Annotated in this window: 6 protein-coding genes; 3 read left to right on the top strand and 3 right to left on the bottom strand. The window is 58.8% G+C overall.

Annotated elements, in window-relative coordinates:
- Window positions 1-15 precede the first annotated feature (15 nt).
- Window positions 16-231: a membrane protein insertion efficiency factor YidD gene (yidD, locus tag ABD903_RS01350; RefSeq protein ID WP_425555385.1), complete on the top strand. Its 216-nt coding sequence runs from the start codon at window positions 16-18 to the stop codon at window positions 229-231.
- 139 nt (window positions 232-370) lie between these two features.
- Window positions 371-1,267, top strand: coding sequence for a hypothetical protein (locus tag ABD903_RS01345; protein WP_345220672.1), 897 nt, complete (start codon window positions 371-373; stop codon window positions 1,265-1,267).
- Window positions 1,268-1,325: 58 nt separating this feature from the next.
- Here ABD903_RS01345 and lgt read toward each other — a convergent pair whose 3' ends face one another.
- On the bottom strand, window positions 1,326-2,222 hold the full coding sequence (gene lgt, locus ABD903_RS01340; protein ID WP_345220670.1) for a prolipoprotein diacylglyceryl transferase: 897 nt from the start codon (window positions 2,220-2,222) through the stop codon (window positions 1,326-1,328).
- 492 nt (window positions 2,223-2,714) lie between these two features.
- Between lgt and ABD903_RS01335 the strand changes: the two genes are divergently transcribed.
- Window positions 2,715-7,103, top strand: coding sequence for a beta strand repeat-containing protein (locus ABD903_RS01335; protein ID WP_345220669.1), 4,389 nt, complete (start codon window positions 2,715-2,717; stop codon window positions 7,101-7,103).
- Window positions 7,104-7,581: 478 nt separating this feature from the next.
- On the opposite strand, the gene ABD903_RS01330 is transcribed toward ABD903_RS01335, so the two are convergent.
- The gene (locus tag ABD903_RS01330) at window positions 7,582-9,585 is read right to left on the bottom strand and encodes a T9SS type A sorting domain-containing protein (protein ID WP_345220668.1); all 2,004 of its coding nucleotides are present in this window, start codon (window positions 9,583-9,585) and stop codon (window positions 7,582-7,584) included.
- Window positions 9,586-9,884: 299 nt separating this feature from the next.
- Window positions 9,885-11,864, bottom strand: a complete 1,980-nt coding sequence (gene nadE, locus ABD903_RS01325; RefSeq protein ID WP_345220667.1) for an NAD(+) synthase — start codon at window positions 11,862-11,864, stop codon at window positions 9,885-9,887.
- Window positions 11,865-12,061: the final 197 nt, after the last annotated feature.

The following is a 12,061-nucleotide window of genomic DNA, read 5'->3' as shown; positions in this document are numbered from 1 at the left end:
CCGCGCGTGGCGTCTCTGTTCAAACACTTCTTTCTGGCCTTGGTTTGGGTGTATCGGCACCTGATTTCACCGCTTACGCCGGCCTCCTGCCGCTACACGCCCACGTGCTCGGCGTACGCGGCCCAGGCCATTCAGCGGCACGGGCCGTGGCGCGGCGGCTGGCTGGCGCTGCGGCGCATTGGCCGCTGCCACCCCTGGGGCGGCCAAGGGTACGACCCCGTACCGGACTAGTTAGCGCCGGAACAACCGTAGCATTTTCAGCTCGGCCGCTACGGAGTTAATCTTAGCGTAACAACCTGCGTATACCCCCTCATACACCCGGCGCGCCCGTGCAGCCGGGTGTTTTTTCACGCTCCTTCCCCTCACCATCATGAACAAACTATTTGTGGGCTTGCTCGGCCTAACGCTGCTGGTCTCTACGGCTTGCTCCGAAGCTCAGAGCGACATTAAAGGAGAAAAAGGCGGTAAAAAAGAAGGCGGCAAGAAAGGCGGCAAAAAGGGCAGCTCGCCGATGAACCCCATTGCCGGCCTCACCAAAATCGGCACCATGCCCTCGGAGGTACCCGAAAGCTCGGGCCTGGCGCGTGGCCCCGAAGCCGGCACTTTTTACACCCACGGCGACCACGGCAACACGCCCACGCTGTACCTGGTGCGCCAGAACGGCGAGTTGGTGCGCCGCGTCGAAATTCCCGGCATTCAGCAGGAGGACTGGGAGTCGTTAGCGCAGGACAACCAGGGGCGCCTGTACATTGGCGACTGCGGCAACAACAGCAACAGCCGGCAGGACCTGACCATTTACCGCCTCGACCCCAACAACCCCTCGAAGGTTAGCCCCATCCGCTTCTCGTACCCCGATCAAAAGGAATTCCCGCCCGCCAAAAACGACCGCAACTTCGATGTGGAAGCCAGTCTTTGGCGCGACGGCACTTTGTATCTCTTCACCCGCAACCGCGCCCGCGGCCGCGACTGTAAGATTTACACCCTGCAAGCCGACGGCCCCGCCAAGCAAACCGCTAAGCTGCTCGGCCAGCTCACGCTGCCCGGCGAAGTAACCGACGCCAACCTCAGCCCCGATGGCAAGCATCTGGCCCTGCTGGGCCGCGAGCAGCTGTACATCTGCGATGTGAACGGCACCAACTTCACGCAGGCCAAAGCCAAAACCGTGGAACTGCCCGGTGCTGGCCAAACCGAAGGCGTGGTGTTTACCGACGACCAAACTCTCGTTATCAGTACCGAGCAGGGTGTGTTGTACCAGTACAAGCTGTAAACGCTTCCTCTCCCATCACTACATAAAAAAAGCCCGCTGGAGTAGCGGGCTTTTTTAGTTAGCGCGTGACCGGCTTAGCGGCGGGTGGCGCTGTTTGCTCCAGGTCGCGCGGGGCGTAACCATAGGGGTTGCCGGGCGTTTTGCCGGCCCGCAGCAGCACCCACAGGCCTACCAATACCAGCGGTATGCTCAGTACCTGGCCCATGTTCAGCGGAGCCAGCACCCAGGTGCTTTCAAAACCTTCCTGGTTTTCCTTCAGGAACTCCACCATAAAACGGAAGCTGAAGAGCAACGTGACGAACAAGCCGAACAAGAGGCCACGCGGTGTACGCTCCTTATACTTGTTCCAGAGCCAATACAGCAGCACGAACAGGAACAGGCAAAACAGGGCTTCGTAGATCTGGGTGGGGTGGCGTACCTCGTTAGGGATGTTGCCCGAGTCGTTGTGGATTTGGTTGTAGCGCAAAAACTTAAAGCCCCACGGCGCGGTGGTTTCGCGGCCAATGATTTCGGAATTCATGAGGTTACCCAGCCGGATGCACATGCCGCCGGTGGCCACCACAATCACAATGCGGTCGAGCACCCACAGGTAATCGAACTTGTTATTGCGGCTGAATAGCCAGGTAGCCAGTAGAATGCCAATGGTGGCGCCGTGACTGGCCAGACCGCCTTCCCAAATTTTGAAGATTTCCAGAAAATGCTCCCGGGTCAGGTAGTAATCGGGGTCGTAGAACAGCACGTGGCCCAGGCGGGCGCCCAGCACCGTGCCGATAAGCATGTAGATGGTAATGACATCGACCCAGTTCTGCGACACCCGCTCCGACTTGTAGATGTGGGTGAGGATAAACGAGCCGATGATGAACCCAGAGGCAAACAGCAGCCCGTACCAGCGCAGCGTAAGCGGCCCAATTTCGGCAATGATGGGCGAAACATCCCAGGGAATAAAAGCAAGCATAGGCGCAGAGTGTGGGGCAAAAGTACAGAAAGCCCTGTAAGCGGACGATTGGCCTTTGCCAGCGCCAAGATACGCTCCTGCGCGTAGCGGCAGTGCTCTTTCCAGACGCGCCCCCACCATGCGCAGTTCGGGTTGTCGGTCCTTCTCATCGGTTGCTGACTCACCAGGAAAGTATTCCCGGTACCGGGGCAGCCTTGGTACGCTACCGATGACGCATTGCCTACTCACAATGGCTTGGCTTTGCGACCCATCAGATTAAAATAAGTTAATGCAGTAAAGCCGAGTTTCTTTTCTGAATCCTTGGTATTTTGCATCCATGGCATGTTGCGTTGGCCTGCTCCCTCCTCTTTTCTCCTTTGCCTTTTTTCAGTTGCAAAGCTTCGTACCCGCGAGGCTTTTCGGCGTTTAAGCCTGCGGTTGCGTGTAGCAGCCCAGGCTTCTTTGTTTATCCACCTTTCCCTCTTTACACCCACCACCCACAATCCACCATTCATGCGAACAATTTTACCCGGCCGAAAGCGGCCCTTTCTAACACGTCTTGCGGCTGCTCCTTCGCGGCTGCGCCACTGTGCCAGCGCCCTGCTGCTGCTGTGCACCACGTCAGCTGCCTGGGCCCAAGCCCCACTCAGCGGTGCTTACACCATTAACAGCGGCCAGGCTACGGGCGGCACCAATTTCGCCAGCTTTACCGCCGCCGCCGCGCGCCTGAACACCGACGGCGTGAGCGGCCCGGTAACGTTTAACGTAACGGGTGGCCCCTACACCGAGCAAATGACGCTGAACGCCATAACCGGCACCAGCGCCACCAACACCGTGACGTTCAACGGCAACCGCAGCGTGCTGCGCTTTGCGCCGTCGGTTAGCGCCCAGCGCAGCGTGGTGTCGTTTAACGGCGCCGATTTTGTGACCCTGAACAATCTTGTTATTGATGCTACCGGTGGCGGCACGCCCGGCACCTTCGGCTGGGGCGTACACCTGATGAACGGCTCCGACCGCAACAGCCTCATCAACTGCAGCATCCTCAGCAGCACTACCTCCACCTCCACCAACTTCGCGGGCATTGTGGCCAGTGGCTCGGCCACCTCGGCTATTACGGCCGGCAACTCCGCTAACTTCCTCACCCTGCAGGGCGACACCATTACGGGTGGTTACTACGGCATTATTCTGAACGGGGCCAGCGCTACAGCCCTGGCCGGCGCGCACACCATTCAGAACAACGTGGTGCGCGACTTTTACTTCTACGGCATCGACGTAGAGTTTGCCGATGGCGCCCAGATTATCGGCAACGATGTTCACCGCCTGACGCGAGCCGATGTGAGCACGTTTTACGGCATCTACCTCTCGAACACCCGCAACACGGATGTTGAGCGGAACCGGATTCACGCGCCGTTTACCGGCGAGCCAGCCGCAACCAGCGCTGCTTACGGCATTTACTACACCGCCAACGACGCCGTAGCCGGTCAGGAAAATGATGCCGTGAACAACCTGATCTACGACTTTAACGGCTCAGGCACCGAGTACGGCATTTACAACTCCGGTTCGGATTTCGCCCGCTACTACCACAACACCATTTCGCTGGATAACCAAAGCGCTACCGGGGCTACGCAGTTGACCTATGGCTTCTACCAAACCCTCGCCGCAACGGGCATCGATTTCCGCAATAACGTGGTGTCGGTAACGCGCACGGGCGGCTCGGGCAGCAAGTACGCGCTGGGCTTTGTCACGGCCACTTCCACCATTACCTCGAACAACAACGACCTGTACGTGGGCACCGGCCCCGAGTACTTTACCGGCCGTTACGGCACCACCGATTACGCTACCCTGGCCGATTGGCGCGCTGCCAACTCCAATGCCTACGACCAGAACAGCGTGCAGGTAAACCCAGGCTTTGTGGCTGGCACCTTGCGTCCCACGGCCGCTCCGCTGAACAACAGCGCCGCCCCGCTGGCTCGCGTAACCACCGACTTTACCGGCGCTACACGCAGCACTACGGCTCCCGACATGGGTGCTTACGAGTTTACGCCAGCCGCCAACGACGCTGCCGTGGTTAGCCTGGCCAGCCCCGTGGCGCCCTTTACTGCCGGCACCCGCAACGCGGTCATTAACGTGCTCAACAACGGTACCTCTCCCCTCACCTCGGTTACGCTGACGTACGTACTGAACGGCGGCACGGCCGTTACCCAGGCTTTTACCGGCCTGAACATTGCCGGAGGCCAAACCGGCCAGATTACGTTGTCGAACCTCAACTTTGTAGTGGGCCTGAACACCCTTGCGGTAACCAGCAGCCTGCCCAACGGCGGCACCGACGCTAACCCGAGCAACAACTCGCAAACGTTCACCGTGCGAACCTCGCTTTCGGGTGCTTTCACCATTAACAACGGCCAGGCTACGGGCGGTACCAACTTCGCCAGCTTTACCGCCGCCGCCGATGCCCTGAACCTGGGCGGCGTGAGCGGCGCGGTAACCTTCACCGTATCGGGCGGCCCCTACACCGACCAATTGGTGCTGAACACCATTCCCGGCGCCAGCGCTACGAACACCGTTGTGTTCAACGGCGGTGGCAGCACCTTGCAATTCGCACCTTCGGTATCAGCTGAGCGCGCGGTAGTTACCCTGGATGGCACCGATTACGTGACCATTAACAACCTCGTTGTTGATGCCACCAACGGCGGCACGCCCGGCACCTTCGGCTGGGGCATTCTGCTCACCGGCGGCGCCGACAACAACCGCATTACAAACTGCACCGTGACGAGCAGCGTCACCTCCACGTCGTCTAACTTCGCGGGTATTGTGGTAAGCGGCTCGTTAACGGGCGCTACCACGGCGGGTGCTTCAGCCAGCTCACTGCTGCTCGAAAACAACACCATTACGGGCGGTTACTACGGCATTACCCTGGTGGGCACCAGCGCCACGGCGTTGGCCACGGGCAACATTGTGCGCGGCAACCAAGTGAAGGAGTTTTACCTCTACGGCGTGTACGCAACGGCCCAAGACGGCGCCCTAATTGAGACCAACGACATCGGCCGCCCCACGCGTACCGATGTTTCGACGTTCTACGGCGTGTACGTGGGCACGTCGTCGCGCAACATAGACGTGCTGCGTAACCGCATTCATGACACCTCCACTGGCGAGCCGGCTTCGACAGCCGTCAGCTACGGCATTTACTTTACCACGGGTGCGGGCGCTGCCGGTGCCGAAAACGACGTGGTAAACAACGTGCTCTACAACTTCAACGGTTCGGGCACGCAGTACGGCATTTACAACACGGCCTCCGGCTACGTACGCTACTACTACAACTCCATTAACCTTCGGGCCCCGTCCACCATCACCTCAACCTCGGCCTCGTATGGTTTCTGGCAGTCTACGGGCACCAACGTTGACTTCCGCAACAACATCGTGGTTGTGGAGCGCACCGGAACGGGCGTAGAGTACGGCATTTACCTGTCCTCGGCTACCGGCTCAACCACCTCGAACTACAACGACCTGTTCGTTCCGGGCGGCAACGTGGGCTACCTCGGTACGGCCTTCGCCACATTGACCGACTGGCAAGCCGCCAGCAGCAATGCCTACGACCAGAACAGCGTATCCATCGACCCGCAGTTTACCGCTCCTACCACGGGTAGCCTGGTACCATTGAACGCGGCTCTTAACAACCTGGGCACGCCCATTGCCGGCATTACCACCGACATTGCTGGTACCACGCGCAGCAGCACCACGCCCGATATGGGCGCGTACGAATTCTCGACCCTGGCCAGCGACGTAGCCCCGCAGGCGCTGGTAAGCCCGGCCGCCGGTACTTCGTGCTTCACGCCGGCCGAAGCCATTACGGTGCGCTTCCGCAACGCAGCTGCTACCGCCCTCAACCTGGCCAATTACCCTGTAACGGTTACGGTAGTGGTAACGCCTCCGAACGGCACGCCGCAAACCTTTACCACCACGGTTAACACGGGCACTGTAGCTGCTGGCGCTACCCAGGACGTAACGCTGCCCGGCACCCTGAACATGACGGCGCAGGGCACTTACAGCTTTGCCGTAACCGCCACCGCCGTGGGCGACGCCAACACCAGCAACGACGTACTCACGCCCGTGCCCACCCGCACCATGACGGTAGCCGGGCCGGTTGCCACGTTCTCCTACCCAGCCGGGGCGTACTGCGCCGGGGTAGCCAACAACATTTCGCCTAACCTGGCAGCTGGTGCCACGGCCGGTACGTTCTCGGCTTCGCCGGCTGGTTTGGTTATCAACGCCAGCACCGGGGTTATTTCCGTTGCCGGCAGCTCGGCCGGAACCTACACCGTAACCAACGTGGCGCCCGCTACCAGCACCTGCCCAGCCGTTAGCGCCACTACCACGTTCACGGTACGCGCCACGCCTGCCGCTCCTACGCTCACGGCCCAAACCCAGCCCAACGGCACGGTGGTCCTGACTTCGAGCGCCGCTGCTGGTAACCAGTTTTACTTTAACGGCTCCCCCCAAGGTGGTATCATCAGCGGCTCTACGCTGACGCTGACTTCGCCTGCGCAGAGCGGTACCTACACGGTGTACAGCACAGTGCAAGGCTGTACCTCACCGGTTTCCAACTCCGTCACTGTTAACGTGGTGCTGGGCTCCCGGACCGCAGCAGCAGGTACCAGCTTGTTGGTGTATCCCAATCCCACCCCCTCGGGCCGCCTGACGCTGGAATTGCAAGGCTACCGCAAGGCCGCTACGCTAACGGTGTTTAACAGCCTGGGCCAGGTGCTGCACACGCAGGTACTGACGCCCGATGCTTCGGGTAAGCACCAGACGGAAGTAAACCTGTCGGCGCTATCTGCTGGCGTATACACCGTGCGTGTTGCTACGGAAGGCGGCGTTGACACCCGCCGTATCGTTCGCGAGTAGTCTTCGTTACCTGCGCTGACATTGTTGCCAGCAGACAAAAATCCCCGCCGGCTTCGGCGGGGATTTTTATTTACCGTCGTTGCTTAATCGTGCCGGTTTTCCTGTTACTACCTGAGCACTGCCAGAATTGACCATGCTTCAAAACGCCTCGCCGTCATCTTTCCTAGTTGCGCAGGCCGCTGGTCATGCTGTATAACACCACAAAACGCCACTCCGGGAACTTACTTTCTCCGGCCCTTTGCTTTTGCCAGTATGAATACCCAAAATGCCGCTTTCGCAACGCTCAGGTAGCTCTTATCAGAGCTTGACGGCCAAGTAATGTAAACTCACCTGCACTTGGTTCTCAGCCTCTGAGTTTCATCTGTTTTCAGCTAGCCTCCACCCTGCGCAAACAAAAAGCCCGGCTCATCTGAGCCGGGCTTTTTGTTTGCAGTGCAGTAAACGCAGGAGGTAAGATACCTGCGCTACACCTAAATGCTTACTGAACTACAATTTGCTTGGTTGCCAACTGGTTGCCAGCCTGCACTTTCAGAGTGTACAGCCCTTTGGCCAAGTGACCTACTTCCATTTGCGTCTGCGTACCAGCAGCGTTCAAAGTCAGGGTGCGGGTTTGCACCAGCTGGCCGAGGCTGTTAACAAGCGTGAGCTGAGCAGTACGCTCGCCTCCCAGGGCAGGCAGGTTGAGCGTGAAAGCCTCGGTAGCTGGGTTCGGGAAAGCATCAATAGCATTAGCCAGTTCGATGCTGCGCGTAGCCGTTACGGTTCTGAACCCAACCTCAATGGCGAGGCGGGTACGCAGGGCAGTAGTATTTACTTCAGCCCATGCGCCGGTGGCAGGCGACTGGAAGTAGAACGTGCCTGGGCGCAGCGGGTCTTCTACCTGGTAGCCGATGCCCACGTTACCCGAAATTTCCTTCAGACCTACGAAGAACGGACCGTTAACCGTAATATTACCAGTGATGGGCACCGTTACTATTCCGGCAGCCGTCGGACGGTTCAGGGTAGGCGAAGTAAACAGGGCAGTGCCTGGCGTACCACCCGTGCCGGCAGCGTTCAAAACCACTACTTGGTACGTGGAAGTAGTAGTAGCATTAGCAAGGAACTCCAAACGCACCTCGTTCAGAACAGAAGCTTGGTTAGTAGTGTACTTAACAGCCAAAATACCGTTGGGCGTGGTGCTCGAAACACCAACCGAGGCCGTTACCGGCTGCGAGGCATCGATGTAAGACAGCTGACCAGCCGTTATGGCTTGCGCGTACGTGCGGACGTTGTTGGTGGCGACGTCATCGGCGGCCAATGTTACCGTTACGGTGTTAGCGCCGGTGGTTGCCGTTACCGGGTAAGCGGCAAAGGTTACCGTGGTGGAAGCACCCGGAGCCAGCGAGGCAATGGTTTGGGCGTTGGTGAAGGTGGTAGCCCCGCTAACAGACAGCACAACGATACGGTTGGTAATAGCAGCGCTACCAGCGTTGCGAACCACGGCCTGCACCGTTACCGGCGACGAGTACGTGGAAACTTTGCCCAGCGTGAATACAGCCGTTACGGCCGCATCATCAGCGGGCGAAGACGTGGTAAACGAAGTAGTTACCTGCTGCGACGAGCTGGTGGCCGAGCAGTTAGCCACTACCGTTAACGTGTAGGCAGTATTGGCAAGGAGGCCGGAAAGCGTGACGGGCGAGGCCGTAGGCGCTGGAGTAACCGTGGTTACGCTGGCAGGCGTAGCCGTGGGGTAATACGTTACCGTGTACGAGGTATTGCCGGTACCAGCCGTAAACGCCAACTGCGCCGACGTGGCCGTAATAGCAGAAACGGCCAGGGCCGTAGGCGCGGCGCAACTGGCCGGCGTGAGGCCGGTCAGGCGAATGTTGGGGCGAGTGGCGCTGAGAACACCAACGGCGACAGGAGCCGTGTTGTCCTCATTCCAGAACTGGGCGCGGGCAACACCCGTCGTAGCATAGCGGAAAACCTTGCCCGTGCTGCTTTCATTGCCTTCAGCAGCGGCATTGGTTTCTACAATTACTTCCAGGTTGCTGGTTCCATTGTAGGCGAAAGGCGTCGTCAGCGGCACACTTACCCAGGTATTAGCCACGAAGGCCGAGGCCGGAATGGTAGCATCGTACACCAACGTAGCCCCACTTATTTCGCTTGCCACAGTGGTGGCAGCGGCAAAGGCGCTATTGGTAACTGTTTTCAGGTAAATTTTAGTGGGTGCAGCGCCGGGGGTGCTAACCGAGTTGAGATAGAACCCAACCTGACTGATATTGCCACTGCTACCAATTTCAGCCGCGGTGTAAATCATCGCGCTCCGCTCGAACCCGTACCAAGTACCAAGCGGACGGCGGCCAGAAGCGTTGTTGGGATTACCAACCGTTACATCTACCTGGGCCATTACGGCCGGTGCCAGCAGAAGCGCCGAAGCTAGTGCAAAAAGGCGCGTTCGTAGTTTACCTCTCCAGGAGGTAGGTGTGTAGATTTCGTTCATACAACGAAGGAGAAAGGGTTTAATGGGACTTTGGTTGTCAGCTTTCGGCTTAGCGGCAGAAGCTGCGGTTAATGTAGCTTATTTATTCAAAGCCTGCATGCAAAAGCTCCTCCATTCTGGCACCTGCTTGTTCTGCCCCCATCGGTGGCCGATGGAAAAGTCATAATTAGCAGTCCATGGATAACTCATATCATTTGGTCCATGCGGCGGCCGCAGATAGCCTTTCGGGCACCTTAAAGTTTAGCACAGCAATAGCCAGCCGCTTTTGCGGAACGCTTACCCAAGACCTGTATATGGGGCTATAACGCGCGCAGTTCCTCGGTGTACCCACCGCTTAAAATGGGGAAGCGCAGCCACGAGCGGGGGTCGAGGTTGTAATCGTCGAGGTGGAAGGACGGTGCATACCGCTCCCGCTTCCACTGGTTGCGGCTCCAAAGCGTGAAAAAGCGCTGCACGTAGGTCTTGAGCTGCTCGCGGTCAGTACTGGTCATTTCTTCGCTTAAGCTGGCTAGCACTTGCTCGGGGCTCAGGCGCTCGTAAAAAGCCAGCCGCTCGATGCGGTTGAGCAGCGCGTAGGGCATCAGGTCCCGCTCGTCGGTTTGCTTGTCTTCCAGAGGCCGCAGCTCGGCGGTGGGTGCCAGGCTGTTCACGCGGCGCAGGCCGGGGTAGTTCAGCTCGCTTTCGGCCCACACCAGCCACTTCTTCACAAAGTCCTTGTCCACTCCCGCAATGGGCGAAATGCTACCGGCCGTGTCGCCGTCCATGGTGCAGTAGCCCACAGCAGCTTCCGAGCGGTTGGAAGTAGTAATAAGCAGGCAATTGAGCACGTTGGCCAGCATCCAGATGCTGGGGGCACGTACCCGGGCCTGAATGTTCTGCAAGGCCAGATCATCGGTTTTCCACGACAAATCCCGCCCCAGGGCATTTTCAATCTTCCCGGCGTAGCCCTTCACTTCCTGGTCGATGTCCCAGTTAAAGAACACCGCGCCCACGTTTTCGGCTAGCTCCTTGGCCGATAGATAGGTATCGTCGGAGGAATTAACGGTTCCTTGGTAGGCGCAGGTAAGCAGGCGGCGCGTGAGTTGCTGGTTGAGCGTCTGACCTGCGTCAGTATCGCCTGCTTGCCGGTCTTGGTCGGTTACAACCTGGGTGCGCGAGCCGGTGTCAGTGGCTACCGTTACCCCCGTCGGAGTTGCCGCTAGTGCCCCGTGCTGAGCTACCTGGCTGATGTCTTCTTCCGAGAAACAGCCGGCTTTGCGCATGAAGGTTTCGGCCCCAAGCTCCTCCACCCCCAGCCGCACAGACTCGGCCACGCCCACGGCGCACATACACGAGTCGGCCCCTCCCGAAAGGCTTAATACGAAGCCCTTGCTGCGGGCCTTTCGCAAGTAATCGAATAAGGCCAGGCTTAAGGCTTGGTTTAGTTCGCGGTACTCATCGGGTATGGGCAGCGCAGCTATTTCCGTAGTCAAGGCCGGCTCGTTCCGGAAATCCACGTCGGTCCATTCTAGGTCCACGTCCTTGAAGCTCAGGAGTTGGTTGCGCTTCAGCAACTCGCCGTTACGCGCAATCAGGATTTCGCCGTCGTAAGTAATGCGCCCGGCTTCATTGCCGAGCAAGTTGGCGTAGAGGTAAGTCACCTGATAATCCCGCGACGCCTTCAGCACCAGTTGGTAGCGTACGTCGGTTTTACTCATGGCGAAGTGGCTGGCTGAGGGGTTCACAATCAGCTGCACGCCGCGGGCCGTGAGGCGTGGGGCGGGTCGGTCTTCGGCGGGGCGCCAGGCATCCTCGCAAATTTCAAAGCCGAACTGCACGCCTTGGTGCTCGAACGTCAGGTCGCCAATCAGCCATTGCTCCTCACCGTAAGTTACGGTGCCGGTGGTGCCGGCAATCCAGGAGTTGAAGAAACGGGGCTCGTAATGCACGCCGTCGTTGGCTAGAAATTGCTTGGCCGCGAAGCCCAGAATTTCTTGATTACGGATAACGCAAGCTGTGTTGTAGGTGCGGCCATCGAGCCGCACGGGCAAGCCCACGCACACCACCATGTTGGGCTCGGTGCAGCAGCGGCGCACTTCCTGCAGCTTTTCCAACGCCGTTTCACTGAGCCATTCGTGTAGAAACAAATCCTCACAACCATAGCCCGTTAGGCACAGCTCCGGCAGGCACAGCAGCTCCACCTGGGCGTCCTTAGCTTGCTGAATGGCCTCGCAGATGTTGCGCAGGTTGTTGGTCCAGTCAATGGGAGTTTGGTTGAGAGCGGCGCCGGCAAGTCGCATAAAGAGTCAGCTGGAAGGAGGAAGATTTGTCCTGCAAGTAACTGCAAATGCCGCGCGTGGGTTGTCTGATGCAGGTAGTTGCCACCCGGCGCAGTTTATTGCTGCCTTACGGACGCCGTTATAAAACCACTGGCACCTGCCAAACCGAAGCTGTTCGGTTTGGCAGGTGCCAGTGGTTCTCATGAAGAAAGTCGCCT

The sequence above is a fragment of the Hymenobacter koreensis genome, from assembly GCF_039541855.1.
GTDB lineage: Bacteria > Bacteroidota > Bacteroidia > Cytophagales > Hymenobacteraceae > Solirubrum > Solirubrum koreensis.
The sequence above is the reverse complement of the archived record's forward strand: the minus strand, read 5'-3'. Positions and strand labels throughout refer to the sequence as shown.